The 26,073-nt window shown below is 71.2% G+C and carries 23 protein-coding genes and 1 tRNA gene; 17 read left to right on the top strand and 7 right to left on the bottom strand.

Annotation, left to right across the window (positions count from 1 at the left end; genetic code table 11):
* The first annotated feature begins 4 nt into the window (after positions 1-4).
* Positions 5-196, top strand: a complete 192-nt coding sequence (locus ACW4TU_RS21845; protein WP_457429912.1) for a site-specific integrase — start codon at positions 5-7, stop codon at positions 194-196.
* 138 nt (positions 197-334) lie between these two features.
* Here the strand turns inward: ACW4TU_RS21845 and ACW4TU_RS21850 are convergent.
* Positions 335-424 (bottom strand) — tRNA-Ser (locus ACW4TU_RS21850).
* A gap of 64 nt (positions 425-488) precedes the next feature.
* Positions 489-1,946 carry a S1C family serine protease gene (locus ACW4TU_RS21855; RefSeq protein WP_457429914.1) on the bottom strand — a complete coding sequence of 486 codons (1,458 nt, stop codon included), beginning with the start codon at positions 1,944-1,946 and terminating at the stop codon, positions 489-491.
* 287 nt (positions 1,947-2,233) lie between these two features.
* Between ACW4TU_RS21855 and ACW4TU_RS21860 the strand changes: the two genes are divergently transcribed.
* From ACW4TU_RS21860 to ACW4TU_RS21870, 3 genes are all read left to right on the top strand, one after another.
* Positions 2,234-3,043, top strand: a complete 810-nt coding sequence (locus ACW4TU_RS21860) for a glycerophosphodiester phosphodiesterase (protein WP_457429916.1) — start codon at positions 2,234-2,236, stop codon at positions 3,041-3,043.
* A gap of 197 nt (positions 3,044-3,240) precedes the next feature.
* Positions 3,241-3,879, top strand: a complete 639-nt coding sequence (locus ACW4TU_RS21865) for an ATP-binding protein (protein ID WP_457429918.1) — start codon at positions 3,241-3,243, stop codon at positions 3,877-3,879.
* Positions 3,880-4,017: 138 nt separating this feature from the next.
* The gene (locus ACW4TU_RS21870) at positions 4,018-5,007 is read left to right on the top strand and encodes a DUF5926 family protein (RefSeq protein WP_457429920.1); all 990 of its coding nucleotides are present in this window, start codon (positions 4,018-4,020) and stop codon (positions 5,005-5,007) included.
* Between the two features lie 222 nt (positions 5,008-5,229).
* Here ACW4TU_RS21870 and ACW4TU_RS21875 read toward each other — a convergent pair whose 3' ends face one another.
* Positions 5,230-5,835 carry a hypothetical protein gene (locus ACW4TU_RS21875; RefSeq protein WP_457429922.1) on the bottom strand — a complete coding sequence of 202 codons (606 nt, stop codon included), beginning with the start codon at positions 5,833-5,835 and terminating at the stop codon, positions 5,230-5,232.
* 56 nt (positions 5,836-5,891) lie between these two features.
* A complete protein-coding gene (locus tag ACW4TU_RS21880; protein WP_457429923.1) occupies positions 5,892-6,566 on the bottom strand; it encodes a bifunctional DNA primase/polymerase in 675 nt (224 codons plus the stop codon).
* Positions 6,567-7,178: 612 nt separating this feature from the next.
* Between ACW4TU_RS21880 and ACW4TU_RS21885 the strand changes: the two genes are divergently transcribed.
* The 4 genes from ACW4TU_RS21885 to ACW4TU_RS21900 all read left to right on the top strand — a co-directional run bounded on the left by ACW4TU_RS21885 (position 7,179) and on the right by ACW4TU_RS21900 (position 12,940).
* Positions 7,179-8,594: a PP2C family protein-serine/threonine phosphatase gene (locus ACW4TU_RS21885; RefSeq protein ID WP_457429925.1), complete on the top strand. Its 1,416-nt coding sequence runs from the start codon at positions 7,179-7,181 to the stop codon at positions 8,592-8,594.
* Positions 8,595-8,693: 99 nt separating this feature from the next.
* Complete coding sequence (locus ACW4TU_RS21890; protein WP_457429927.1) at positions 8,694-10,160, top strand: aminopeptidase P family protein; 1,467 nt, start codon at positions 8,694-8,696, stop codon at positions 10,158-10,160.
* A gap of 54 nt (positions 10,161-10,214) precedes the next feature.
* Positions 10,215-11,606, top strand: a complete 1,392-nt coding sequence (pdxR, locus tag ACW4TU_RS21895; RefSeq protein WP_457429929.1) for a MocR-like pyridoxine biosynthesis transcription factor PdxR — start codon at positions 10,215-10,217, stop codon at positions 11,604-11,606.
* A gap of 101 nt (positions 11,607-11,707) precedes the next feature.
* Positions 11,708-12,940: an MFS transporter gene (locus tag ACW4TU_RS21900; protein WP_457429930.1), complete on the top strand. Its 1,233-nt coding sequence runs from the start codon at positions 11,708-11,710 to the stop codon at positions 12,938-12,940.
* Here the strand turns inward: ACW4TU_RS21900 and ACW4TU_RS21905 are convergent.
* The 3 genes from ACW4TU_RS21905 to ACW4TU_RS21915 all read right to left on the bottom strand — a co-directional run bounded on the left by ACW4TU_RS21905 (position 12,915) and on the right by ACW4TU_RS21915 (position 15,311).
* Positions 12,915-13,748: a triphosphoribosyl-dephospho-CoA synthase gene (locus ACW4TU_RS21905; RefSeq protein WP_457429932.1), complete on the bottom strand. Its 834-nt coding sequence runs from the start codon at positions 13,746-13,748 to the stop codon at positions 12,915-12,917. The genes ACW4TU_RS21900 and ACW4TU_RS21905 overlap by 26 nt on opposite strands.
* 9 nt (positions 13,749-13,757) lie before the next feature.
* A complete protein-coding gene (locus ACW4TU_RS21910; protein ID WP_457429933.1) occupies positions 13,758-14,699 on the bottom strand; it encodes an intradiol ring-cleavage dioxygenase in 942 nt (313 codons plus the stop codon).
* 135 nt (positions 14,700-14,834) lie between these two features.
* A complete protein-coding gene (locus ACW4TU_RS21915) occupies positions 14,835-15,311 on the bottom strand; it encodes an ATP-binding protein (protein WP_457429934.1) in 477 nt (158 codons plus the stop codon).
* A 251-nt stretch (positions 15,312-15,562) separates the two neighbouring features.
* Here ACW4TU_RS21915 and ACW4TU_RS21920 point away from each other — a divergent pair, with 251 nt between their 5' ends.
* The 9 genes from ACW4TU_RS21920 to ACW4TU_RS21960 all read left to right on the top strand — a co-directional run bounded on the left by ACW4TU_RS21920 (position 15,563) and on the right by ACW4TU_RS21960 (position 25,761).
* Entirely contained in the window at positions 15,563-16,408 is an 846-nt protein-coding gene (locus ACW4TU_RS21920) for a hypothetical protein (protein ID WP_457429936.1), read from the top strand.
* Positions 16,409-16,606: 198 nt separating this feature from the next.
* Positions 16,607-17,338 carry a YcnI family copper-binding membrane protein gene (locus tag ACW4TU_RS21925; protein ID WP_457429938.1) on the top strand — a complete coding sequence of 244 codons (732 nt, stop codon included), beginning with the start codon at positions 16,607-16,609 and terminating at the stop codon, positions 17,336-17,338.
* A gap of 122 nt (positions 17,339-17,460) precedes the next feature.
* Complete coding sequence (locus tag ACW4TU_RS21930; protein ID WP_457415992.1) at positions 17,461-18,114, top strand: SCO family protein; 654 nt, start codon at positions 17,461-17,463, stop codon at positions 18,112-18,114.
* Positions 18,111-18,593, top strand: a complete 483-nt coding sequence (locus tag ACW4TU_RS21935; RefSeq protein WP_457415994.1) for a copper chaperone PCu(A)C — start codon at positions 18,111-18,113, stop codon at positions 18,591-18,593. Before ACW4TU_RS21930 ends, ACW4TU_RS21935 begins: the two co-directional genes overlap by 4 nt.
* Before the next feature lie 19 nt (positions 18,594-18,612).
* On the top strand, positions 18,613-20,601 hold the full coding sequence (locus ACW4TU_RS21940; protein ID WP_457415996.1) for a copper resistance CopC/CopD family protein: 1,989 nt from the start codon (positions 18,613-18,615) through the stop codon (positions 20,599-20,601).
* A gap of 8 nt (positions 20,602-20,609) precedes the next feature.
* Positions 20,610-21,911: an iron uptake transporter deferrochelatase/peroxidase subunit gene (efeB, locus tag ACW4TU_RS21945; protein ID WP_457415998.1), complete on the top strand. Its 1,302-nt coding sequence runs from the start codon at positions 20,610-20,612 to the stop codon at positions 21,909-21,911.
* A gap of 282 nt (positions 21,912-22,193) precedes the next feature.
* Entirely contained in the window at positions 22,194-23,126 is a 933-nt protein-coding gene (gene pheA / locus ACW4TU_RS21950) for a prephenate dehydratase (protein ID WP_457416000.1), read from the top strand.
* Positions 23,127-23,674: 548 nt separating this feature from the next.
* Entirely contained in the window at positions 23,675-24,952 is a 1,278-nt protein-coding gene (serS, locus tag ACW4TU_RS21955) for a serine--tRNA ligase (protein ID WP_457416002.1), read from the top strand.
* Positions 24,949-25,761, top strand: a complete 813-nt coding sequence (locus tag ACW4TU_RS21960) for an HAD family hydrolase (RefSeq protein ID WP_457416004.1) — start codon at positions 24,949-24,951, stop codon at positions 25,759-25,761. The genes serS and ACW4TU_RS21960 overlap by 4 nt, the downstream gene beginning before the upstream one ends.
* Positions 25,762-26,073 lie beyond the last annotated feature (312 nt).

Here is a 26,073-nt window from a genome sequence, read left to right on the forward strand (position 1 = left end):
CGATGTGCCCTACTCGCTGCGGCACGCCGGCGTCTCCCTCTGGACCAAATCAGGGGTGGCCCCCGCAGAGGTCGCGGCGCGGGCGGGACACAGCATCGCGGTGGTCTACCGCTTCTACTTCTACGCCAAGATCTTGGAGGGGGATCAGGGACGCTCCAATCAACTGATCACCCGGGGTCTGGCCGATGACGAGTAGGCCCGGTTCCTGGCCCACAGATGGCCCATACGTACTGGTCAAAGATGGGATACAGGCGAGTCAGGGTGAGACAGGGTGAACGCAGATGGGGTGCCCCTCACCGAGAGACACCCCATCTGACCTGCACACTCTCCCACCTGGCGGAAGCGGTGAGATTCGAACTCACGGTGACATCGCTGCCACGACGGTTTTCAAGACCGTTCCCTTAGGCCGCTCGGGCACGCTTCCCCGCGCCGGGCCTGATCAGCTCGGCGCGGGACAAGAGTAACGGGTCTCCACCTGCGCGCGTGGGTCAGCTGTCGCCCTCGCGGGAGCCCAGGGTCAGTTCGACCGTCTTTGACTTGCCGTCGCGTTCGTAGGTGATCTGGACCTTGTCGCCGGGCTTGTGGGTCCAGATCTCGCCGATCAGGGTCGGGCCGCTGTCGATCACGTGGTCGTCGAGCTTGGTGATGACGTCGCCGGGCTTCAGGCCGGCCGCGGCGGCCGGGCCGCCCGACTCGACGGGGTCGGCGGCGTCCGTGCCCTTCTGGCTGATCTGCGCGCCGCCCGTGCCCTCGGTCAGGGTGACCGAGGCGCCGATCTTCGCGTAGACCGGCTTGCCGGTCTTGATCAGCTGCTGGGCGACGTACTTGGCCTGGTTGATCGGGATGGCGAAGCCCAGGCCGATCGACCCGGACTGGCCGGTGCTCAGGCCGCCGCTGCTGGAGGACTGGATCGCCGAGTTGATGCCGATGACGTTGCCCGCCGCGTCGAGCAGCGGGCCGCCGGAGTTGCCCGGGTTGATCGACGCGTCGGTCTGGAGGGCGCTCATGTACGACGCCTTGCTGCTGGCGCTGCCGTCGCTGGAGGCCACCGGGCGGTTCTTGGCGCTGATGATGCCCGTGGTCACCGTGTTGGAGAGGCCGAAGGGGGCGCCGATCGCGATCGTCGAGTCGCCGACGGCCACCTTGTCGGAGTCGCCGAGGGCGAGCGGCTGGAGGTCCGACGGGGCGTTCTTGAGCTTGATGACCGCCACGTCGTAGCCCTGTGCGTGGCCGACGATCTCGGCGTCGTACTTCTTGCCGTCGGGGAAGGTGGCCGTCAGCTTGCCGCCGTCGACCGCGTCCGCGACGACGTGGTTGTTGGTGACGATGTGGCCCTGGGTGTCGAAGACGAAGCCCGTACCCGTGCCGCCCTCGCCGCTGGAGCTCTCGGCCTCGATGGTGACCGTGCTCGGCAGCGCCTTGGCGGCGACGCCCGCGACCGTGCCCGCGTCGCGCTTGAGGTCGCCGCCGCTCTGCTGTGCGGCGGAGACCGTCGTCGACGTGGTGGAGTCGTCGTTGTCCTTGGCCAGCGTGTAGCCGAGGCCGCCGCCCAGGCCGCCCGCGACCAGCGCGGCCACCAGCACGGCCGCGAACAGCCCGCCGCGCCCGGACTTCGGCTTCGGCTTCGGCTGCTGGTCGTACGCGGCGCCCCAGGGCGTGCCCGTGTCGCCGCCGCCTCCGCCGTCCATGTACGACGGTGTCACCGGCGGCGGGGGCGGCGGCCAGGCGCCCTGTCCTGCCTCCGGCGCTCCCGCCGACGCGTACGCCGGCACCTGGTCCGCGTACGCCGGTTCCGGGGTGCCCGGGGCGCTCGAAGGCACCGGCGGGAGCGGAGCCGTCGGGGCCTCGTGCGCGGTGGCCTGCGGGGAGGCAGCAGGAGTTTCCACCGGCACGGGAGGTGCGGACGGGGCCGGGGGTACCACAGTGCCCTCGTTCTCGGTGCTCACAGCTCTGTCTCCTCGATCCACGGCTGTCCTGGTCGGTCGCACTTGGTCACGTCCGATCACCTATGTGGGTACCCGTTTACACGGGTACGCGGTCGGTACGTTTCAGCTGTGCGTGTCCTTTTGTATGCCGCCAGCTTTTCCCACGGGACGTCAGGGCACCATAAGCGGTGCCTGTGGGTCCGGGATCATCCTTTATATCTGACAAGTCACACAAACATACACATCTGTTACGCGCGCGGGGTGCCCACTTCGTCACGGCTGCCCCCCGACGGTGACACCATGACTCGGTGACCCACGCACGACAGCACCCGATCCAGGTCGTCGCCCACCGCGGAGCCTCCGAAGAGGCGCCCGAGCACACACTGGCCGCCTACAAGAAGGCGATCGAGGCCGGCGCCGACGCCCTGGAGTGCGATGTACGGCTGACCGCGGACGGCCATCTCGTCTGCGTCCACGACCGACGCGTCAACCGTACGTCCAACGGCCGCGGCGCGGTCTCCGCCCTGGAGCTCGCCGACCTCGCCGCCCTGGACTTCGGCTCCTGGAAGAACGGCGACGAGGCCCCCGACTGGGAGCACCGCCCGGAGGACCGTGAGGACACCTCCGTACTCACCCTTGAGCGGCTGCTCGAACTCGTCGCGGACGCCGGGCGGCGGGTGGAGCTGGCCATCGAGACGAAGCACCCCACGCGATGGGCGGGCCAGGTCGAGGAGCGGCTCCTGTTCCTGCTCAAGCGGTTCGGGCTGGACGCCCCGGAGTCCCCGGCCGATTCACAGGTACGGGTGATGAGTTTCTCGGCGCGCTCGCTGCACCGCGTCCGGGCCGCCTCACCGACGCTGCCGACGGTCTATCTGAACCAGTTCCTCTCGCCCCGGCTGCGCGACGGACGGCTGCCCGCCGGAGTCGGGATCGCGGGCCCCTCGATGCGGATCGTGCGCAGTCATCCGGCGTACATCGAGCGGCTGAAACGCGCCGGTCACCAGGTGCACGTCTGGACCGTGAACGAGCCGGAGGACGTCGGCCGCTGCGTCGACCTCGGCATCGACGCCATCATCACCAACCGTCCGGGCGCGGTCCTGCGGCAACTGGGCCGCTGACCAGCCGCGCTCCCACCACTCCGGAACCCCCCGGTCGCGGGCCGGCCTCTTACCCGACTCCGACTCCGGTTCGTGCCAGGACTCTTGACCTGGCGGTCCCGGTGAGGGAACCTCCACCTTCGGCCATACCGTCGAAATCCGGCCACTCGGTCACAGGGAGTGCACCGGCGCGTTCGCTCCGTGTTCGATCACCGTGAGTGCGTCATAGAAGGCGGAACGGACGGTTTCCGGTACAGGCCAAAGGGGCATTCACACCGTGGCGTGGGGCAAAGGAGGTCTCGGGGGTGGCGTTGGTGGTGGCACAGGAGGTGCCCACGTCGTCGAGCATGGCCGTTCCCCATGGCCCTGCGGGCGTGGGGAGAGCAAGACACCGGATGCGCGAGCAGTTGCGCACGGGTGGCGTGTCGGAATCGGTCATCGACGACGCGGTGTTGATCCTGTCCGAACTCTTGAGCAATGCGTGCAAACACGGTCGGCCACTGGGCGAGGCCCTGGCCGGTGACGGCGACGTCCGGGCCGCGTGGCGTGTGGACAGCGGCGGCAGACTCATCGTCGAGGTGACGGACGGCGGCGGTCCCACCCGCCCGGTTCCGGCGACCCCCTCGGTGACGGCACACGGTGGTCGCGGGCTGAACATCATCACGGCGCTGGCCGACGACTGGGGTGTCCGCGACGACACCCGCGGCGAGGTCACGGTGTGGGTCGTCGTCAACGACGACGTCCACGACCCGGACGCGGGCCACCGGCGTACCGACTTCGCCACCCGCGTCACGGCGCGCTCGATGTCCGCGATACCCGAGCTGGACTTCGCGGACGCGTTCGACGACATGGACTGACGGCACGCCGACGGCCGGACGCGTGCACAGGTCCGGCCGCCGACGTGCGGTCCGTTGTCCACAGGGTCCCGTCGGCCGTCGTACGAGCGGCTAGGCTCGCGCCAGTACGAGACGAGCCGTAACCGGGAGACACCCACGATGGCCAAGAAGCGACCCCAGACGAAGGCCTCGCGGCCTCAGCTGTCCGACCGGGCCCGCACCGGAGGCGCTGACGGAGACTTTCCGGTCGTCGGCGCCCGCGAGCCCTGCCCCTGCAACAGTGGCCGGCGCTACAAGGCCTGCCATGGCCGGGCCGCCGCGCACGCGGTGACCGAACTGGTGCACCGGCCCTTCGAGGGCCTGCCCGGCGAGGGCGACTGGGTGGCCCTGCGCGAGCTGGTCCCCGCCGCCACCGTGGAGCTGACCCTGAAGGGCGGCCTTCCCGAGGGCGTTCCCTCGGTCACACTTGCGACGGTCCTGCCGATGGCCTGGCCCGCCCTGCGCCGCGACGACGGCTCGGTCCTGCTCGGCCTGCAGAACGACACGGCGTCCGGCGACATCAGCCGCGACCTCGCCGACACCCTCCGGCGCGCGCTCGCCGCAGAGCCCGGTACGCCCGTCCAGGGCCGCCGCGCCCCGGCGGAGGGTCCGCGACTGCAGGACCTGCTCGACCCCGAAGGCGCGTTCGAGCCAGTTGTGCACACGGGCTTCGAGTTCTGGGTCCCGGACGCGCAGAACGCCACGGCGGACGTCACCGCGTCCCTGGAGCGGGCGAACGACGCCGCCATCCCGACCGTGAAGCTGACGGGCGTCGACGCCGCGTACTGGTGCGAGACCCCGGACAAGAACCATCTGCGCTGGGTGATGCCGCACGGCGAGGAGCAGCTGCTCGACGCCCTTTCCCGGCTGCACGCGGCCGGGCAGTCCAGCCTGGGCGAGGGCACCCGCCTGGTGGGTTCCTTCCGGGCGCACGGCCTCACCGTCCCGGTCTGGGACCTGCCGACCGGCGTCACCGCGGAGGACGTCGAGAAGCCGGCCGCCGAGTTCGCCGACCGTCTCGCCACCGCCCTGGCCTCGGACGCCCCTCTCACCCCGGACGAGCGCCGCGCCCGCGGCGGACTGACCAACCGACAGGTGACTCTCAGCTGACGCGCAGTCGGATCCGCCTGCTCCGACCGGGGTGACTCCTGTCACAACTCCCTGTGAGATCAGCGGAATTGGTGTCCGAATAGCCAAGTTCGAATTTGCGAACCGCCGATCTCTTGTTAGCGTTGCAGTAGCCCGGTTGCTGGTGCATCCCCCGTCGCCAGCAACCGGGTCTTTCTGTGCCCGGCGATCCGCACGGTGTTCTGTACGGAACCGTGCCGCGCGTCAACTCCCGTCAAGCGCCCCGGAGTTGCTCCCCGATCGCAGCAGCAGCGGGCTCTCTCCGAGGTCCGTCGCCCCCGGCGCGTCCCCCGCCGAATTCCCCGCCGCGAACTCCGCGACCGCCGTGTACGCCCCCGGCTCGCCCATCGTGCGCTCCCTGGGTGTCTCGCACACCCCCGGCTCGTCCTCCGCGCCCACCGCGCACCGCAGCTGCACGGTGTGGGCGCCCGGCCCCATGAGGCTCAGGACGGACGTGAGCGCGCGGCCGGTCGCGTTGCGGTAGTAGGTGCGCGCCCAGGTCTCCTCCCCCTGCGACAGGACACAGGTCTGTGCCTCGATGCCGTCGGGGGAGGTGAGTTCGGGACCGCAGCGGGCGGCCGTGGCGAGCCCCAGGCCCAGCAGCAGCGGGGAACCGGCGGGATCGGCGGGAGGATCGGCGGTCTCTCGCGCCTTGCCGTCCCCGGAGCCCTCCTGAGGGCCCTTGTCCGGCAGCGGGGAAAGGAGGGCGTCGCGGTCCGCGTCGCCCACGGGCCCCGCGGACGCCACGGCCAGCGGCAGGGCGACCGTGAGCGCCACGACGCCCGAGAGCGCGAGCAGACGGAGGTTCATGGAGGTGAAGATAACGACAGGGGACGGGCGCCCGGTTGCCCGCGCGCCCGACACCCCTACAACTCGGGCGCGCTCACACCCGTACGAGTGAGCGCCTCGACCACGGCGTCCACCACGGCCTCGACATCGGGTACCCAGGGCGAGGCAGAGCCGGGCAGCGGTGCGCGCTCCCAGCGGATCTGGCCCTGGCCGGTCTCGGACGGGGGCAGCGCGATGTAGCCGCCCTCGCTGTGGAAGCGGAGGGAGCCGGGGACGAAGTCCTGCGCGTACAGCAGTTCGCCCAGCTGTTCCATCGTGTACGGCTTCACGAGCAGCGACCAGCGGGTGGGCGCCGCCACGACCGGACCCAGGCGCATGCCCTTGCTGTCCAGGGCCTTGAGCGCGCGGGCCGCGGCCGGGGCCGGCAGGCTCACCGCGCACGGGGCCGTGCCGCCGGTCGCGAGGATGATGGGCGCCGTCGGCCGGTTCGTCCACCACCAGCGCACCATGCGCTCGTCAGTGGTGGCCGCGAGCAGGCCGGGGTCGAACGGGTGAGCGCCGGGGACCGTGCACTCCGGATCGGGGCAGCCACAACGGGCGCGCCCCTGTGGATCCGGTGCCACGCCCGGGAGTACGGGCCACTGCCATCCGGTCGCGAACGTCAGAGCCGCGCCGAGCACCTCAGGCTTCCCGCCGTCACGCCGGGACAGGAGCCTGCGTCGCCTTCCGAGCCTTCCGAGGATCTCGCGCATGAGCGCTCGTTCCTTTCCGTTGCACGCCTGGCAACACCGTGGGCCACATCACATCATGTGCAGATCACTTCACTGTGCGTACCTTCTGGCGCATCCCAACCTGTGGGAGACAAGGGGCAGCCCCCCTGTTGTGCGCCGAGCGCCGAGCGGTGGTTACGTCCGCATCCATACAGCGTTCATCTAAAGCATGGGCATGGCGCGGGGTGGCGGAGTCTGGCGTTTTGCTGTCCCGCGTGTTCTCTCCGCCTCCGCCAAGGGAGGATGGGGCACGGTCGTCGATGGTTAAGACGCCCGGGTCCGTCGCCAGGTTCCGGGAGGTTCCACAACCACCCCTGGTCTTCACCGAGAACGTACCCATCAAGACCGCTGTGACGCTCCGTCGAACCAGGCCAGTCGACCGCAATAACCCGCTACCCGAGTCAGTTTTAAGCCAACTTCACATTTCCGCAAGGGGACCCCGGCAAACCCATGGACACCAGGAATCCCGGCAGGACAATGCTGGACATCCCCTCACGAGTGCGTGTACATGTGGAGACACTGCTAGCGGCGCAGAATCACATGGGGGTTTGCGATGCTAATGAGCAATAAGCGCCGGTCGGAAGGCCGGACGCCATGAACGCCCCTCACCTCCCGAAAGTGGCTGGAATCGATGCCACGGTTCCCTCGCCCGCACACACTGTTGCGCCCGCGCCCGTATCCACGGACACCCCAGCAGACACACCCGCGCTGACCTGCCCGAACGGCCCCGGCATCCTCCTTCAGGACCGCCTCGCCGGCTGGGTGTCCGACCTCACAACGCTGCACGAGCTCACCGAACGGCTGGCCCGCACGGCGTCACTCGCCGACGCGCTCCAGGAGCTGTTGCTCGCCGGAGCCGCTCTCGTGGGCGCCCGGCGCGGTCTCGTCGTCCTGGAACCCGGTGACGGCCTGGGCCCCGACACCACCCTTGGCCTGGGGCTTGCCCGCGCGGACCTCGGGCACATCGAGACGATCCCGCGCGGCGCGATGCCGTACGGCCGGCTTCTCGACACGGCCGCCGGGCTGCCCGGCGGGGAGAGCGAAATCACACACCCGGACCTCCTCGCCGAGGACGGTCTCGACCCCCGCCACCGCGAGGTGGCCGCCCGCCTCGGCTACGGGGCGAGCTACTCGCTCCCCCTGTCCACCGAGTCCGCGGGCCGCCTCGGCGCGGCCGTCTGGCTGTACGACGAGCCCGCGGAGCCGGTCGAACGCCAGCGTCACCTCGTCGGCCTGTACGCGCGGTTCGCGACCGAGCACCTGGCCCGGCTGGTCGAGGTGGAGCGCACGCGCGCGTGCGTGCGGACGATCTCCGAGGAACTGCTGCCCGCCCGGCTGCCCCGGACGGCCGGCGTCCAGCTCGCCGCCCGGCACCGCACCGGCCCGCGTGGCGGCGGCGACTGGTACGACGCGCTGCCGCTCCCCGACGCGGCCCTCGGCCTGGCCGTGGGCGCGGTGACCGGCTCCGGGCCCAGCGCGGTCGCCGCGATGGGCCGGCTGCGGGCCTCCCTGCGCGCGTACGCCGTGATGGAGGGCGAGGACCCGGTGGCGGTCCTCTCCGACCTGGAGCTGCTGCTGAGGCTCACCGAGCCCGCCCGTTGCGCCACCGCCCTGTTCGCGTACTGCGAGCCCGCGCTGCGCAAGGTCACGCTGGCCGGCGCCGGGCACTGCCCCCCACTGGTGATCGGCGAGCGGCGCACGGAGTTCGTGGAGACCACCGTGTCGGCGCCGCTCGGGATGCTCGCCTGCTGGGAGGCACCCAGCGTGGAGTTCCGTACCGAGCCCGGAGAGACGGTTCTGCTCTACACCGACGGGCTGTTGCACCGTACCGGCGAACCCGTGGACCGGGCCTTCTCCCGGCTGCACGCGGCGGCGGCGAGCGTGCCCAGGCAGCTGCGGGACGATCCGGGCGCCATCGCGGACCACGTCCTGCGGAGCATGCTGCCGGACGAGCTGGACGCGTCGGACGGTCAGGAGGACGTCGTACTGCTGTCGGCGCGGTTCGAGTGAACCGCCGGACACCCGGCCGGTCGCCCTTCGCGCCTCTGGGCCCCGTCCCGTACGACCGTACGATGGACGGGGTCCAGTGCCGTATCTAGGAGGATGACCGTGGCGGACGAGCTCAATCCGGTGACCCCGGAAACTGAGACCGAGCCCGAAGAGCCGATCAAGCAGCGGAAGAACGGCCTGTACCCGGGCGTCTCCGACGAGCTTGCCGAGAACATGAAGTCCGGCTGGGCCGACACCGAGCTGACGGGCCTGGAGCCCATCGCGCAGGCCGGTCGCACCGCCGCCCGCCGCGCCGCGCTCTCCGCGCGTTTCCCGGGCGAACGCCTGGTGATCCCCGCGGGCAATCTGAAGACGCGTTCGAACGACACGGAGTACCCCTTCCGCGCGTCGGTCGAGTACGCGTACCTGACCGGCAACCAGACGGAGGACGGCGTCCTCGTCCTGGAACCGGTCGTCGACGGTCACAGGGCGACGATCTATCTCCTCCCGCGCTCCGACCGCGAGAACGGTGAGTTCTGGCTCTCCGGGCAGGGTGAGCTGTGGGTCGGCCGTCGGTACTCGCTCACCGAGGCCGAACAGGTGTACGGCATCCCGGCGTCGGACGTCCGCGAGCTGGCCGGCGCGCTGACGGAGGCCACCGGGCCGGTACGGGTCGTACGCGGGTTCGACGCCGGTATCGAGGCAGCGCTGACCGACAAGGTCACCGCCGAGCGCGACGACGAACTGCGCGTCTTCCTGTCCGAGGCGCGGCTGGTCAAGGACGAGTTCGAGATCGGTGAGCTGCAGAAGGCCGTCGACTCGACGGTGCGCGGGTTCGAGGACGTGGTGAAGGTCCTCGACAAGGCCGAGGCGACCTCCGAGCGGTACATCGAAGGGACCTTCTTCCTCCGCGCGCGGGTGGAGGGCAACGACGTCGGCTACGGCTCCATCTGCGCCGCCGGCCCGCACGCGTGCACGCTGCACTGGGTGCGCAACGACGGGGCCGTGCGCTCCGGTGAGCTGCTGCTGCTGGACGCGGGCGTCGAGACACACACGTACTACACGGCCGACGTCACCCGGACGCTGCCGGTCAACGGCACGTACACCGAGATCCAGAAGAAGATCTACGACGCGGTGTACGACGCTCAGGAGGCCGGGATCGCCGCGGTGAAGCCTGGCGGCAAGTACCGGGACTTCCACGACGCCGCGCAGCGGGTGCTGGCCGAGCGGATCGTGGCGTGGGGGCTTGTCGAGGGGCCCGTGGAGCGGGTGCTGGAGCTGGGGTTGCAGCGGAGGTGGACGCTGCACGGCACCGGGCACATGCTCGGCATGGACGTTCACGACTGTGCTGCGGCGCGGGTGGAGTCCTATGTCGACGGGACGTTGGAGCCGGGGATGGTGCTGACGGTTGAGCCCGGGTTGTATTTCCAGGCCGATGATCTGACCGTGCCTGTGGAGTATCGGGGTATCGGGGTACGGATCGAGGACGACATCCTGGTGACCGACAGTGGCAACCGGAATCTGTCCGCCGGACTGCCTCGCCGGTCTGATGAAGTTGAGGCATGGATGGCTTCCCTGAAGAGCTGATCTTTTGGTTGCGGGTGGTTCGTGGCTGAGCGCGCCCACGCGGCGGAGCCGCACATGTCACGGCCCCGCGCCCCTACCGGCGTCGGTGTGGACCTGCATCTGGAAGCAGACCCTTCCGACGGTCGTCGGGCGGGGCTCGAGCGTGCCCTGCGCGACGCCGTGCGCGACGGGCGGCTCGCGCCCGGGGCTCTGCTGCCCGCCACTCGGCGGCTTGCCGACGAGTTGGGGGTCTCGCGGGGGACCGTGAAGGCGGCCTACGACCAGCTCGTCGCCGAGGGCTATCTCACCGCCCGGCAGGGGGCCGGTACCCAGGTCGCCGCGCTGCCCGCTGTGGACGCCGGACCGCCGGAGGCACACGCACGCGCGCGTGTGCCCCGGTTCGATCTGCGGCCCGGCAGCCCGGACGTCGGGACGTTCCCGGCGGACGCCTGGCTGCGGGCGCTGCGCCGGGCCATGGCGACGGCGCCCTCCCTGGCGTACGACTACGGCGATCCGCGCGGCCGGATCGAGCTGCGGACGGCACTGTCCGCCTACCTGGGGCGGGCCCGCGGGGTGCTCGCGCCGCCCGAGCGGATCGTGATCACCTCGGGGTACGTGCAGGGGCTCGCGCTCCTCACGCGTGTGCTGGACGGTGCCACGATCGCCATGGAGGACCCGGGGCTGCCCTTCCACCGGGAGGTCGTACGGCGGGCCGGCGGACGGGTCGTACCGGTGGGTGTCGACGAGCGCGGCGCCCGTGTCGAGGAGCTGGCCGCCCTGCACGGGGTCTCGGCTGTCGTCGTCACGCCTGCCCATCAGTACCCGACCGGCGTGACCCTGCACCCGGAGCGGCGCCGGGCGCTCACCGACTGGGCACGCGCGCGTGACGGGCTGATCGTCGAGGACGACTACGACGGGGAGTTCCGGTACGACAGACAGCCCGTCGGCGCTCTTCAGGGGATGGCCCCGGGGCAGGTCGCCTATATCGGCACCGCCTCCAAGACGCTCGGGCCAGCCCTTCGCCTCGGCTGGATGGTGCTGCCGCCCCACCTCGTCGACGCGGTCGCCGACGCCAAGCTGCACAGTGACCACCACACCGAGACCATCGGCCAGCTGGCCCTCGCCGAACTGATCACCAGCCACGCGTACGACCGGCACGTGCGCGCGTGCCGTCTGCGGTACCGGCGTCGCCGGGACCGGCTCGTCGAGCTGCTGGGCGCCCGTCGGAACGTGCGCGGGATCGCGGCGGGGCTGCACGCTCTGGTGGAGGTGGCCGACGAGGCGGCGGTCCTGGCGCGGGCCGAGGAGGCGGGGCTCGCGGTCGGGCATCTCGGGGAGCACTGGCACGCGCCGGGCGCGGGGGCGGCGGGTCGGGCGCAGGGGCTGGTCGTGGGGTACGGGACGCCCCGGGAGCGGGTGTATCCGGAGGCGCTGGAGGTGCTCGGGCGGGTTCTGGAGGGTGGCTGAGCGCGGGTTGCCGAGGGCGGGACGGGGGGTGGAATTGGGCCACAGAAGGGCGTGACTATTGGGCCTGCCCATCGGTCCACCGTGCTTCTAACGTCGTCTGTATGACCAACTCCCTCGTCCCGCCCGTAGGCCCGCAGCGCGTCCTCGCCCTGGCCCAGCTGACCAACTCGGTCGGCGACGGGGCGTACTACGTCACCTCCGCCCTCTACTTCACCCACGCCGTCGGGCTCGCCCCCGCGCGCGTGGGGCTCGGGCTGACGCTCGCCTGGGCGGTCGGTTCGCTGGTCGGGGTGCCGCTCGGGCGGCTCGCCGACCGGCGTGGGGCGCGCGGGACCGCCGTACTGCTGGCGCTCGCCACGGGGGCCGCGGTGGCGTCCTTCCTCGTCGTGCGGGGCTTCGTGCCGTTCGTGATCGCGGCCTGTGCCTACGCCTCCGCGCAGTCGGGGCTCGCCGCGGCCCGGCAGGCGCTGCTCGCCGGGCTGGTGACCGCCGGGGACCGGACGCGGCTGCTCGCGCATCTCCAGTCCACGCTCAACGCCGGTCTGGCGGTCGGCGCCGGGCTCGGCGGCCTCGCGCTGAACGCCGGGACACGGGCGGCGTATCTCGGGGTGTTCGCGCTGGACGCGGTGAGTTTCCTGGTGTGCGCGGGACTGCTGCTGCGGCTGCCGGCGGTGGCGCCCGTCGCCCTGACGAAGTCTCAGGGGCTCGGTGTGCTGCGCGACCGGCCGTACGTCGTCGTGACCCTGCTCAACACCGTGCTGCTGCTGCGCATGCCGCTGCTCAGCCTCGGTATCCCGCTGTGGATCACGGAGCGGACCGACGCTCCGGCCTGGGTCGTCTCCGCGCTGTTCGTGCTCAACACCGGGGCCGTGATGGTGTTCCAGGTGCGGATGGCGCGTGGGGTGTCGGGGCTCGCGTCGGCCACGCGCGCGGTACGGCGCTCCGGGTGGGTCATGCTCGCCGCGTGCGCGGTGTTCGCCCTGTCGGCGGGGCTGAGCCCCTGGGTGGCCGTCGGTGTCCTGGTGGTGGGCGCGGTGCTTCAGGTCGTCGCCGAGATGGGGCAGTCGGCGGGGTCCTGGCAGCTGTCGTTCGAGCTTGCCCCGGCCGACCGGGTCGGCGAGTACCAGGGCTTCTTCGGCACCGGCGTCACCGTGGCCCGTACCGCGGGGCCCCTCGTCCTCACCACGCTGCTGGTGGGCTGGGGGACCTCGGGTTGGCTGCTGCTGGGCGGGGTCACGCTGGTGGCGTCGTACGCGATGGGGCCGGCGGCCCGGAAGGCGGCCGCCGCCGGACCGGCGGGCGCGGCTGTCAGGCAGCCCGTGTCAGTGAGCTGACCGGCAGGGAGTCCAGGAACAGAGCCCCCGCGAAGAGGCCGGCGCTGCCGCGGGGGCTCCACGCGCGCGTGTGGAGGTCGTCGTCGAAGGCGGTCAGTGCCGCGGCTCCCGCCTCCGTGGACGTGCCGCCCGCCTCCAGGATTCCGCGGGCGCCCGCCTGGACGTGGCGCAGGCCGAGTGGGCCCGCCGTGTACAGCAACTCGGTGTCCTGGAGCGTCGACATGACGGTCAGCAGGGCGTCGAGCCGGGCCTCCGCCTCCGTCGCGCCGGTCGAACGGGCGGTGGCCAGGGCGTCCAACGCGCGCCGTACGTGCGGGAATCCGGCCCTCGCCTCGCCCCGGGCGCCGGCCGCGCCGTACTTCGCGGACACCGAGGAGCCCCGGGAGGGTCTGCGCGGGGCGCGTTTGTCGGGGTGGGAGGCGATCCGCTTGGCCGCCGCGGCGACGTCGAGCGCCTTGGCCCGGGGGTCCAGGGCGGCTGCCGCGACCAGCAGGCCGAGCGCCCACAGGGCACCCCGGTGGCCACCGCCCGCGAGCGCCACCGAGTGCTCGGTGGACCGGCCGATCGCACCCAGTTCCGTACGGAGTCCGGGTGTCGGTTCGCCGGTGCGGCGGGCCGCGGCGGCCATCGCCGCGAGGCCGGGCGCGAGCGCCTTGGCCGACCAGCGCAGGGCGAGTTGGTCCCTGCGCGTCGCGCGGGCGTCGAGATCGCGCGGGTCGGGCAGGCCCGGCTTGGGAGCCAGGGCCAGCTGCCCGGTCAGCGCGTCCACGGCGGCCAGCGCCAGCGCCTCGTCCTCACGGCTGCTCATGGCCGCAGCCTACGAGGAGGCCGAGGCGGATGGGGAGGCGCTGTCGGTCGGGGCGTCCGTCGGCGGCTCACCGCTCGGGGGCGTACCGCCGCCTCCGCCGCCGCTGCCCGCGCCGGTGTTCTCGGCGTCCGGGTCGATGCCCAGGGTGATGGAGCCCTTGTAGCCCTTGGAGACGTCCTTCTTGTGGACCGGCTTCAGGGTGAGCAGACCGCTGGTGGAGCCGCCGCCGTCGTACACCATGTCGTTGGCGAGGGTGGTGTAGCTGCCGGAGTGCTTCGCGTAGGGCTCCAGGGCGAAGATGCCCTCGGCCGCGTCGTCGGGGAAGAACAGCTGGCCGGTGTAGTTGACCTTGCCGCCCTCGTAGGTGCCGTCCTCCTTCTGGCCGCCGGTGTGGACCTTGAGGTGGATGTGGCAGGTGCGCGGGGTGTACCAGCCGGGGAAGATCGTCTCGAACTTGACGACCCCGTTGGCGTTGGCGATCTGGTAGCCGCGCAGATAGGTGTTGTCGTCGGCGGTGGAGCCGTCCTCGCTCTCGGCGGGGGCCGAGCCGCCGGGGTTGGCGGTGGTGTAGCCGGAGTAGTAGCCCCAGGCGTCGCAGTGCCAGATCTCCACGGCCGCGCCGGCGACCGGGGCGCAGGACTCGGTGGTGTCCTGGACGGTGATGCGCAGGGTCAGCGGGACACCGGACTTGCCCTCGGTGATGTCCTTTCTCACCAGCGCGTTGTCGAGGTAGTACGGCCCCTCCGTCACGCTGGACATGAGCACGCAGGCGCCGCTGCTCCCGCTCGCCGTGGCGGACGCCGTGGCGTCGGCGGTGGCCGCGGTCGTCGCCTCGTCGGCGAAGGCCGACTGGTAGCCCGCGACCACGAGCCCGCCGGCGGCGACCGTGCCTCCGGTCACCGCGAGAGCGCGGCGCCGGCTGATGGATGTGTCCTTGTGGTTTCCCGTCATGATCAGGAAATTAGGGACGCCGTCCGTCAGGAACATGGGCGTGGGCTGAGAGCCGCCTGTGAAGCTTGGGAAACCTGAAGCCGGCGGTTCCGCGACGCGTGGGTCACCGCTGCGGACCGACCGCTCCCCGGGCCGTCACACCGCCATCAGCGGCGCGTCCTTCTGCCACTTGAGGATCTTGTCGAAGCTGACCACCGCACCGCCCCGGCCCGGCTTGTTGCCGATGGTGACGTGATCGGCGAGTTCCTCGATCAGCGACAGACCCCGGCCGCTCTCCGCGTCGTACGAGACGGCGGCCATGGGCGCCGGCCGGCGCGGGGCCTCCGGGACCGCCGGGTTCGCCGGGAAACCGGGCCCCGAGTCGGCGACCTCGATGCGGCACTTCTCCCCGTCGAGGTACGCGGTGACGCGATAGGCCCCGCGGGAGTCGCCGTGCCCGGTGTCCCCGCCGTGCTCGACTGCGTTCGCACAGGCCTCGCTGAGCGCGACGGAGAGGTCGAAACAGATGTCAGGGTCGACGCCCGCCGTCTCCATGGTGCCCAGCAGCAGGCGCCGGGCCAGTGGAACGCTCGCGGCCTCACGCCGAAGATGGAGTGACCACCAGATGCTCATGCTCCAGCCTCCAGGCCGCGGCTCGACATACCTGTACGTATTGCCGCCGGTGGCGGTGTGTAAGCACACAGTTGACGTGATGCCGCCCATACGGGGGATGCGCCTCGGGCTTCAATCGGTGTATGCGGTACATCAACTGACAGAAGCGATCTTCCGGTTGTACATGGTTTTACCTGGTGGTAACCGGCTGTAATCCACCTTGTGGACCTGCCGTCCGGGTGGCGTGGGGCCAGTGCGATGATGAGCCCGCCATGACTGCCCGCCGCCGGCGCACAGCGCCCTCCGGAAGTGCCTTCCGGATGCTGAGGGCCGCGGTGTTCTCCGCGGTCTGTGTCGTGCTGGCCGGCGCCGGTCACACCCTCGCCTCCTGCGCCTCCGTTCCGCTGTGGACCCTGGGCGCCGGTTTCCTCGGGGTCCTCGCGTGCGCGGCACCGCTCGCCGGACGGACCCGCTCGCTGGCGGGCATCGTCGCCCTGCTGGCCGTCGGCCAGACCGTCCTGCACACACTGTTCGGGCTGGGGCAGCACACCACGTCGTCGGCGATGGCCTCCACGACGGACGCCGACCTGGTCGCGCGGGCCGCCCGGCTGCTGTGCGGGGTGCCCCTCGCGGCGATCAGTCCGGCCCAGGCACAGCGGATCCTCGCCGACGCGCGGCTCAGCACGAGCGGCACGGGGGCGGGTACCGGTAGCGGCGGCGGTATGGACATGGGGTCCATGAGCCACCCGGCTGACGCCCTCGCGTCCGCCGGGTCCGTCACCTCCCTGGCCTCCCTCCTGCCGACGCTGCCCATGCTGCTCGGTCACGTCCTCTCGGCCGTCGCCACCGGCTGGCTGCTGCGCCGCGGGGACCTGGCCCTGCTGCGGCTGATGCGGCTGTCGGCGCACGGCGTGGCCGAGACGGCGCTCGTACGATCCCTGCGCGGGGCGCTCGCGCTGGCGCGCGCACTCCGTACGGGCCTTCCGGGTACGCCCGGTACGGCACCGCACGCACCGCGTGCGTGGACCCTCGTACCCTTCGGGCCGGCCGCCGCCGAGCTCCAGCACACGGTGATCCGGCGCGGTCCGCCGGCCGCCCCGTTCGTGCTCGCCGCCTGACACGACGCGACCGCTCCCCATCGGGTACCCAGGGTCTTCGGATCCGAGGGTCCGAGTCCGAGGAAGAGCCGCCGTCGTGCGGCACGCGCGCGTGTGCACCGTTTCGCACGCGCGCCCTCTCCCTCCCGCTCTTCCGCTCCGACCTGTCGGATCCTCTCCGGCCCGTCGGACCTCACTCGAAGTGGAGCGCCTTCCGTCATGGGGGTTTCCCGTATCGCCGCCACCGGTGTCCTCGCCGGTGCCACCGTCCTCGTCCTGTCCGGCCCCGCCTTCGCGCACGTCAGCGTGGCGGCCGAGGGCGCCGCCGCCAAGGGCGGCTACGCGACCGTCAACTTCAAGGTGCCGAACGAGCGCGACACCGCCTCGACCACCAAGCTGGAGGTCAGCTTCCCGACCGAGCACCCGCTCGCCTCGGTGATGCCGGAGGTGATCCCCGGGTGGACCGCCAAGGTCACCAGGGCGAAGCTGGCCAAGCCCCTCGAAATGCACGGCGAGAAGATCACCGAGGCCGTCTCCAAGGTCACCTGGACCGCCGACGACGGCAAGGGCATCCAGGCCGGCTTCTTCCAGAAGTTCCCGCTGTCCCTCGGCCAGCTGCCCGAGGACACCGACGAGCTCGTCTTCAAGGCGCTCCAGACGTACTCCAACAAGGAGGTCGTCCGCTGGATCGAGGTCCAGCAGGACGGCGCCGAGGAGCCCGACAACCCCGCTCCGGTGCTCGCGCTGTCCGCCGCCACCGAGGACCACCACGGCGGCGCCGCGGCCTCCGCGGAGCCCGCCGAGCAGGCCGCCGCGAAGACCACGACCACCGTCGCCGAGCCCGCCGACAGCAGCGACACCACCGCGCGCGTGCTGGGCGTCGTGGGCATCGTCGTCGGTGTCGCGGGCGTCGCGTACGGCGTGGCCGGCCGCCGCCGCACCACCGTCTGACACCCGCTCACCTCCGGTGCGCGCCGGGGGGCGTGCGGTTGCCCCGTACGCCCCCTGGTGTCCCGTACACCCTCGGGTGCGCATCGCACCTTCCACGAACAACACCTTCGGGAACTCTCCTTATGCGCAAGAAGCTGTTCGCCGCGTCCGCCCTGCTCGTCGCGGCCACCCTGACCCTCTCCGCCTGCGGCAGCGGCGACGACTCCGGCCAGTCCGTCGCCGATGTCTCCGTCGAGGCCGGCTCGGACAAGGCGGCCACGGTCCTCGACCAGCCGTTCGAGAAGCCCGACCTGGTCCTCACCGACACCCAGGGCAAGCCGTACGACTTCCGCGCGGAGACCAAGGGCCGGCCCACGCTCATCTACTTCGGCTACACCAACTGCCCCGACGTCTGCCCGCTGACGATGAGCAACATCGCCGTCGCCAAGAAGCAGCTCTCCAGAACCGACCAGGACAAGCTCCGCATCGTGTTCGTCACCACCGACCCGAAGCGGGACACCCCGGCCGCGCTCGGCAAGTGGCTCAAGGGCATCGACCCCCAGGTGGTCGGCCTCACCGGCGACTTCGCCACCATCCAGGCGGGCGCCCGCACCCTCGGCATCTCCATCGAGCCGACGTCGAAGGACAAGAACGGCAAGACGATCTCGATGCACGGCACCCAGGTCATCGCGTTCTCCCCGAAGACCGACGGCGGCTATGTCCTCTACGGCGAGGACGCCACCGTCGACGACTACATCAAGGACCTTCCCAAGATCATCAAGGGGCAGAACCCGTGAGGCCCACGAGGCGGTTGTCCGTCGCGACGGGCGCGGTGCTCGCCGGGGCGCTCGCCCTTACGGGGTGCGGGAGTTCGGGCTCCGGGTCCGACGACGACAGCACCGGCGCCGGTCTGTCCGTCGGGTCCGCCTACATGCCCCAGCCGGTCTCCGACTCCATGGCCGCCGGGTTCCTCGTCATCACCAACAAGGGCGCCGCCGGTGACGTACTCACCCGCGTCACCAGCTCGGTCGCGGGCGAGGTGACCGTGCACAGGACCGTCGGACAGACCATGGAGGAGGCCGAGCGCCTGGACATCCCGGCCCACGGCGAACTCGCCCTGCGGAGCGGCGGCGACCATCTGATGTTCGAGCAGCTCAAGCGCAGACCGCGGGAGGGCGAGAAGATCTCCGTCCAGCTGCACTTTGCCAAAACCTCGCCGATCACCGTCGAGATGCCGGTGAAGTCCGCGACGTACAACCCGAAGACCGGACACTGAGACCGAGGGAGGGATCACCGTGACACAGACCATCGCCCCGCGCGTGCGGCCCCTGGTGCTGCTGTTCCTCGCGGTCGCCGCCGCGCTGCTCGCCGGGCTGGCCGGCGCCGCGCCGGTCTCCGCACACGCCGCGCTCACCGGCAGCGCCCCGCAGCAGGGTGTGGTGGTCGACAAGGCCCCGACCCAGGTGACGCTGACCTTCTCCGAGAAGGTCGCGCTGTCCGACGGCGCGTTCCGCGTGCTCGACCCCAAGGGCAAGCGCGTCGACACCGGCAAGGCGACCGAGCTGACCGGCACGACCTACGGCGTGCCGCTCCACTCCGGGCTGCCCGACGGCACGTTCACCGTCGCCTACCAGGTCGTCTCGGCGGACAGCCACCCCGTCGCCGGCGCCTTCACCTTCTCCATCGGCGCCCCCTCCGTCACCTCCGTCTCGGTCTCCGACCAGACGGCGGGCGGCGGGGTCGTCGGCGCCCTCTACGGCTTCGGCCGGTACGTCTCGTACGCGGGCTTCATCGTCATGGTCGGCGGCGCCGCCTTCGTCCTCGCCTGCTGGCAGCGCGGCTCCGGCGTACGGGCGCTCCAGCGGTTCGTCGTCTCCGGGTGGCTCGCGATGACCGCGGCCACGCTCGCGCTGCTGCTGATGCGCGGCTCGTACACCGGCTCCGGCAAGGTCGGCGACATCTTCGACCTGGGCCTCCTGACAGACGTCCTCCAGACCAAGACGGGTGCCGCCCTGGTCTCCCGGCTGTTGCTCCTCGCGGCCGGCGCGCTGTTCATCGCGGTTCTTTTCGGGGCGTACGCCCGGCCCGAGACGGAGACCGGGACCGAGGACGACGAGGAGGACGGGGAGGAGCTGGACGACGGCTCCGCGAGGCGCGACCTCACCTTCGGGCTCGGCATCGGCGGCGGTGTCGTGGCGATCGGGCTGGCCGCCACCTGGGCGCTGGCCGAACACGCCTCGACCGGCCTCCAGCCCGACATCGCGATGCCCGTCGACGTACTCCACCTGATCGCCGTCGCCGTCTGGCTCGGCGGACTCTCGGCACTCCTGGTCGCACTCTTCCGGGCGCCCGCGGACGCCCCGATCGAGGGGTCGGCCGTACGCCGCTTCTCGCGCGTCGCCTTCGGCAGCGTGCTGGTGCTGGTCGCGACCGGGATCTACCAGTCGTGGCGCCAGCTCGGTTCCTGGTCGGCGCTCACCGACACCTCGTACGGACAGCTGCTGCTCGTCAAGATCGGCCTGGTGGCCGTTCTCGTCGGCATCGCCTACATCTCGCGCCGCTGGACCGCCCAGCTGCCGGAGACCGCCGCGACCGAGGCGGCGGTGGATACGGAGAGTGCCGAGGACCGGGCCGACGCCCCCGCGAAGGAACCGGTCGCCGCCTCGGCCGCAGGGGGTTCCGACGCCAAGCGGGCCGCCCAGCTCGCCCGGCAGCGCGCCGCCGTCGACACCGCGCGGCTGAAGCGGCTGCGCGGCGCCGACCCCCTGCGCTCGGGGCTGCGCCGCTCGGTGCTCGCCGAGGCGGGCGTCGCCGTCGTCCTGCTCGCCGTCACGACCGTGCTGACGTCCACCGAGCCGGGCCGTACGGAGGAGGAGGCCAAGGCAGCCACCTCGGCGTCGTCCTCCTCGTCGTCCTCTTCCACCTCGGACGCGGACGGGACGGGCGCGCTGACCCTGGACATGCCCTTCGACACCGGCGGCCAGGACGGCAAGGGCCTCGTACGGCTCGACATCAACCCCGCCCGCGTCGGCGGCAACGTCATGCACGTGTACGTGGAGCGGTCCAACGGCAGGGCGTTCGACGTGCCCGAGGTGAAGGTCGCCTTCACCCTCACCGCCAAGAACCTCGGGCCGCTTCCCGTCAACCCGGACCACGTCGCCACCGGACACTGGACGGCGAACGAGGTCCAGATCCCCATGGCCGGCGACTGGAAGATCGCGGTGACCGTGCGGACCTCCGACATCGACCAAGTGACCGTCGACAAGAACGCGCAGATCGGCTGAACCGCACCATGGCTGACCAGTCCACCAAGGAAAACAAGAAGGAAGACGCCGTGGGAAGCGCCCAGGAGAACGGCGAACAGGGCATCTCGCGCCGGCGGCTGCTCGGCACCACCGGCGCCACCGGGCTCGCGCTCGGTGCGGCGGGCGGGGCAACCGGCTACGCCGTCGGCTCCTCCGACGACTCCGGTTCCTCCGGCACGTCCCCGGCGCTCGCTTCGGTGGGCGCGGACATGGCAATGTTTCACGGGAAACATCAGCCGGGCATCACCGAGGGCCTCCAGGCCAGCGGCCACCTCGTCGCCTTCGACCTGGCTGCGGGCGCGGGCCGCACCGAGGCCGCCGCGCTGCTGCGCCGCTGGTCCGACACCGCCCAGCGGCTCATGGCGGGCGAGGCCGCCGCGCACGACGACACGGATGTCGCCCGGGACGCGGGCCCCTCGGCCCTGACGGTCACCTTCGGGTTCGGGTACGGCTTCTTCGCCCGCACCGGGCTGGAGAAGCAGCGCCCGGTCGCGCTCGATCCGCTGCCCGAGTTCTCCTCCGACCACCTCGACAAGGCCCGCAGCAACGGCGATCTGTGGGTGCAGATCGGCGCCAACGACGCCCTGGTCGCCTTCCACGCCCTGCGCGCGATCCAGAAGGACGCGGGCAGCGCGGCCCGGGTGCGCTGGCAGATGAACGGCTTCAACCGGTCGCCGGGCGCCACCGCGCAGCCGATGACCGCCCGCAACCTGATGGGCCAGCTGGACGGCACCCGCAACCCGAAGCCGTCCGAGGCCGACTTCGACAAGCGCGTCTTCGTGCCCGCCACCGGCGAACCGTCCTGGATGGCGAACGGCTCCTATGCCGTCGTACGCCGTATCCGCATGCTTCTCGACGACTGGGAGCAGCTGTCAGTCAAGCAGCAGGAGGACGTCGTCGGGCGGAAGAAGTCGAACGGGGCGCCGCTGAGCGGCGGTACGGAGACGACCGCCATGGACCTGGAGAAGGTCGACGCGAACGGCGATCTCGTGGTCCCCATCAACGCGCACTCCCGGATCACCCGCCCCGACGAGAACGGGGGCGCGGCCATCCTGCGGCGCCCCTTCTCCTTCCATGACGGGATCGGGGCGGACGGGACGCCCGACGCGGGGCTCCTCTTCGTCTGCTGGCAGGCCGACCCGCTGCGCGGTTTCGTCCCCGTCCAGCGCAAGCTCGACCGGGGCGACGCGCTGTCGCGGTTCATCCGGCACGAGTCGAGCGGGCTGTTCGCGGTGCCGGGTGGGGCGGGCGAGGGGGAGTACGTGGGGCAGCGGCTGCTGGAGGGCTGACGCGGCGGCTCCCCGGGGAGGTGTCCGGGGCCGGGTCACCCCTTGGGGCGGCGGGGCCGGGACGTGTGCACGGGTTCGGCGAGGGCCTGTCCGGCGATCACCAGGTCGGGGGAGAACAGCGGGGCCTTATCGGCGCACATGAGCGGGGCTCGGTGCGTGCACCTGCACGGCGGAGGAGGGCGTCAACGCGATGGGGGTCCCCCCTCCGGGGGAGGGCCTGCCGCGCTCCGCGTCCCCGGCATGAGCCCGCCGGGCAGGCCCTGGGGCCATTAGGGTGAGGTCATGCCAGCCAGTTACGCGTATCTCGGCCCCGAGGGCACCTTCACCGAGGTTGCCCTGCGCACGCTTCCGGAGACGGCCACCCGAGAGCTGATCCCGATGGTGTCCGTGCCGGCCACGCTCGACGCGGTGCGCAGCGGTGAGGTCGAGGCCGCGTTCGTGCCGATCGAGAACTCCGTCGAGGGCGGTATCACCACCACGCTCGACGAGCTGGTCGCGGGCTCCCCGCTGATGATCTACCGCGAGGTACTGCTGTCGATCACCTTCGCGCTGCTGGTCAGGCCGGGCACCAAGCTGTCGGAGATCAAGACCGTCACCGCGCATCCGGCCGCGCAGTCGCAGATCCGCAACTGGATGAAGGTCAACCTCCCGGACGTGGTGTGGGAGTCGTCCGCCTCGAACGCGGACGGTGCCCGGCTGGTGCAGGAGGGCCGGTACGACGCCGCCTTCGCGGGCGAGTTCGCCGCCGCCCGGTACGGCCTCACCGCGCTGGAGACCGGCATCCACGACGCGGAGAACGCGCAGACGCGGTTCGTCCTGGTGGGCAGGCCCGCCCGGCCCGCCGCGCCGACCGGCGCCGACAAGACGTCCGTCGTCATCTGGCAGCGCGACGACCACCCCGGTGGACTGCGTGATCTGCTGGGCGAGTTCGCGGTGCGGGGCGTCAACCTGATGCTGCTCCAGTCCCGGCCGACCGGGCAGGGCATCGGCAACTACTGCTTCGCCATTGACGCCGAGGGCCACATCTCCGACCGGAAGGTCGCCGAGGCCCTCATGGGGCTCCGGCGGATCTGTCTCAAGGTGCGGTACCTGGGTTCGTACCCGCGTGCGGACATCGGCGTTGCGGACGTACGCGCTCCGCTGCCGGGGACGTCCGACGAGGAGTTCGTGACGGCCGCCGACTGGGTGGCGCGCTGCCAGGACGGCCGCTTCTAGCCGGTCCGGCAGTCGTGTCGGCCGGTCCTACCAGCCGATTTCCGTTATCCACAGAAGTTATCCACAGGCTGGCTTCTCGACCTGGGGACAAGTCGACAACGGAACGCCGATCTGTCGACAAATCTCTCTACAGGCCACGGGCTCGTCCACAGCCCGGCATACCACCCTTCGTCCACTCGTTCCCCAGACGTAACTCGCCGGGGTTACGCATTTCCACCCGAAAGTGGTCATGAGGGTGGTTCGCTTTGGGAATTGGCCATCTCGAGGACACCTTTCGAAACGATCACTTCGGTAATCCACAGATCTTTCGCACAGCCTGTGGATAACTTTTCCCAGGTGTGGATTACTGTGGACGACCCCGCCCCCAAGTCCCCTTCACCGCAAGGGATTCGAGTCAACCAGGCGCTACCGCCCGACCCGTTCAGGGCAGCCGGCCACCTTTCTTTGACGCCCCTCGGATACGTCGACATTTGGGGCAAATGGCAACACGTGGTGTGCGGGGAAATACCGAGTCGTGAGCGCCGACCCGGCACCGGTAGCCTTGGAGGGTGATTGACCTTCGCCTGCTCCGTGAGGACCCCGACCGTGTGCGCGCTTCGCAGCGCGCCCGTGGAGAGGACGTCGCGCTCGTCGACGCTCTCCTGTCCGCCGACGAGCGGCGCAGGTCGTCCGGCGTCCGCTTCGACGAACTCCGCGCCGAGCAGAAGGCGATCGGCCTTCTCATCCGCAAGGCATCCGGGGACGAGAAGGCCGAGCTGCTCGCGAAGGCCGGTCAGCTCGCCGCCGACGTCAAGGCGGCCGACGCCGAGCAGCACGAGGCGGACGAGGAGGCCAAGAAGCTTCTCGTCCAGCTCGGCAACCTGGTCCACCCGGACGTCCCCGTCGGCGGCGAGGAGGACTTCGTCGTCCTGGAGACGCACGGCACGATCCGTGACTTCGGCGCCGAGGGCTTCGAGCCCAAGGACCACCTGGAGCTGGGTGAGGCGCTGGGCGCCATCGACGTCGAGCGGGGCGCCAAGGTGTCCGGCTCGCGCTTCTACTACCTCACCGGTGTCGGCGCGCTCCTGGAGCTCGCCCTCGTCAACGCGGCGATCGCCCAGGCCACGGAGGCCGGCTTCATCCCGATGCTGACCCCGGCGCTGGTCCGCCCTCGCGCGATGGAGGGCACCGGCTTCCTCGGCCAGGCCGCGGAGAACGTGTACCACCTGGAGAAGGACGACTACTACCTCGTCGGCACCTCCGAGGTCCCCCTCGCCGCGTACCACATGGACGAGATCCTCGACGCCGACAAGCTGCCGCTGCGCTACGCCGGCTTCTCGCCGTGCTTCCGCCGCGAGGCCGGCACCTACGGCAAGGACACCCGGGGCATCTTCCGCGTCCACCAGTTCGACAAGGTCGAGATGTTCTCGTACGTCAACCCCGAGGACGCCGAGAACGAGCACCAGCGTCTCCTGGACTGGGAGAAGCAGTGGCTGACCGCCCTCGAACTGCCCTTCCAGGTCATCGACGTGGCCTCGGGCGACCTGGGCGCGTCCGCCTCGCGCAAGTTCGACTGCGAGGCCTGGATCCCGACCCAGGGCAAGTACCGCGAGCTGACCTCGGCCTCCAACTGCGACGGCTTCCAGGCCCGGCGACTGTCCGTGCGGATGCGTGACGGTAAGAAGGTCCAGCCGCTCTCGACGCTGAACGGCACGCTGTGCGCCGTACCGCGCACGATCGTGGCGATCCTGGAGAACCACCAGCTGGCCGACGGCTCGGTGCGCGTACCCGAGGTGCTACGGCCTTATCTGGGCGGCCGGGAACTGCTGGAGCCGGTCGCCAAGTGACCGACGCCGCCGGGTCGTTCCCGTACCGGCTCGTCGCGACCGATCTCGACGGAACGCTCCTGCGCTCCGACGACTCGGTCTCGGCGCGCACCCGTGAGGCACTCGCCGCGGCCACCGCGGCGGGCGCCGCGCACATCGTCGTCACCGGCCGGGGAGTGCGCTGGACACGGCACATCCTCGACGAACTGGGCTACGAGGGACTCGCGGTCTGCGGCCAGGGCGCACAGGTGTACGACGTCGGGGCGCATCGTCTGCTGACGTCGATCACCCTGGACCGGCAGCTGGCCTCGCTCGCGCTGGCGAAGATCGAGGCGGAGGTCGGACCGCTGTTCCTGGCGGCGAGCCGGGCGGCCCTCGACGGCGAGGTGCTGGTCGGGCCGGGCTACCAGAGCGTGGGCTCACTGCCCTTCATCCCGGTCACGGAACCGTCGGACCTCTGGACCGAACCGCTGGGCAAGATCTACATCCAGCATCCGGACCTGTCCGCCGACGAGCTCACCGAGGTCGCCGCGCGGATCGCGGGCGGCTTCGTCACGGTCACCATGGCCGGTGAGGGGATCGTCGAACTCCTCCCCCTGGGTCTGTCCAAGGCGAAGGGGTTGTCCCTGGCGGCCCGTCGGCTGGGCCTGAGATCCGCGGACACGATCGCCTTCGGCGACATGCCCAACGACATCCCGATGTTCGCCTGGGCGGCACACGGGGTGGCGATGGCGGGCGCCCACGCCGAACTGCGGGCGGTGGCGGACGAGGTGACGTCGTCGAACGACGAGGACGGCATCGCGGTGGTGCTGGAGCGGTTGCTGGCGTAGGCCCCTGCGGGGGCTGGGGGGTCTGGGAGGGCGGCCCGCGCGGAGTGAATCGCGCGCTCGAAGTGGCCGCCCCGGGCAGCTCCCCCCGCTGTGCGGACTCCAGGGAGGCAGTGACTGCTCCGGAGCCGGCCGCGGACTGCCCTGAAGGAAACCGCGCGGACCGCCGTGCATCGGCGTCGCCCGGCTCCGCTCCCAGAACCCGGCCCAGAACACCGGACAGATCCGGCGTACTGGACACCACCACTGTGCCCGGAGCCCGAGTCGGGCGCCACCGAATAAAACTGGTGAGCGGGTTCCGGGGCGCCGGACCGG

The organism is Streptomyces kryoterrae, assembly GCF_054072135.1.

What these genes read in the sequence shown, in the direction of transcription:
- pheA (WP_457416000.1), top strand. Translation starts at nt 22,194, where the DNA reads ATGCCAGCCAGTTACGCGTATCTCGGCCCCGAGGGCACCTTCACCGAG.
- ACW4TU_RS21930 (WP_457415992.1), top strand. Translation starts at nt 17,461, where the DNA reads ATGCGCAAGAAGCTGTTCGCCGCGTCCGCCCTGCTCGTCGCGGCCACC.
- pdxR (WP_457429929.1), top strand. Translation starts at nt 10,215, where the DNA reads ATGTCACGGCCCCGCGCCCCTACCGGCGTCGGTGTGGACCTGCATCTG.
- ACW4TU_RS21910 (WP_457429933.1), bottom strand. Translation starts at nt 14,699, where the DNA reads ATGACGGGAAACCACAAGGACACATCCATCAGCCGGCGCCGCGCTCTC.
- ACW4TU_RS21925 (WP_457429938.1), top strand. Translation starts at nt 16,607, where the DNA reads ATGGGGGTTTCCCGTATCGCCGCCACCGGTGTCCTCGCCGGTGCCACC.
- efeB (WP_457415998.1), top strand. Translation starts at nt 20,610, where the DNA reads ATGGCTGACCAGTCCACCAAGGAAAACAAGAAGGAAGACGCCGTGGGA.
- ACW4TU_RS21870 (WP_457429920.1), top strand. Translation starts at nt 4,018, where the DNA reads ATGGCCAAGAAGCGACCCCAGACGAAGGCCTCGCGGCCTCAGCTGTCC.
- ACW4TU_RS21920 (WP_457429936.1), top strand. Translation starts at nt 15,563, where the DNA reads ATGACTGCCCGCCGCCGGCGCACAGCGCCCTCCGGAAGTGCCTTCCGG.
- ACW4TU_RS21905 (WP_457429932.1), bottom strand. Translation starts at nt 13,748, where the DNA reads ATGAGCAGCCGTGAGGACGAGGCGCTGGCGCTGGCCGCCGTGGACGCG.
- ACW4TU_RS21900 (WP_457429930.1), top strand. Translation starts at nt 11,708, where the DNA reads ATGACCAACTCCCTCGTCCCGCCCGTAGGCCCGCAGCGCGTCCTCGCC.
- ACW4TU_RS21915 (WP_457429934.1), bottom strand. Translation starts at nt 15,311, where the DNA reads ATGAGCATCTGGTGGTCACTCCATCTTCGGCGTGAGGCCGCGAGCGTT.
- ACW4TU_RS21875 (WP_457429922.1), bottom strand. Translation starts at nt 5,835, where the DNA reads ATGAACCTCCGTCTGCTCGCGCTCTCGGGCGTCGTGGCGCTCACGGTC.
- ACW4TU_RS21880 (WP_457429923.1), bottom strand. Translation starts at nt 6,566, where the DNA reads ATGCGCGAGATCCTCGGAAGGCTCGGAAGGCGACGCAGGCTCCTGTCC.
- ACW4TU_RS21885 (WP_457429925.1), top strand. Translation starts at nt 7,179, where the DNA reads ATGAACGCCCCTCACCTCCCGAAAGTGGCTGGAATCGATGCCACGGTT.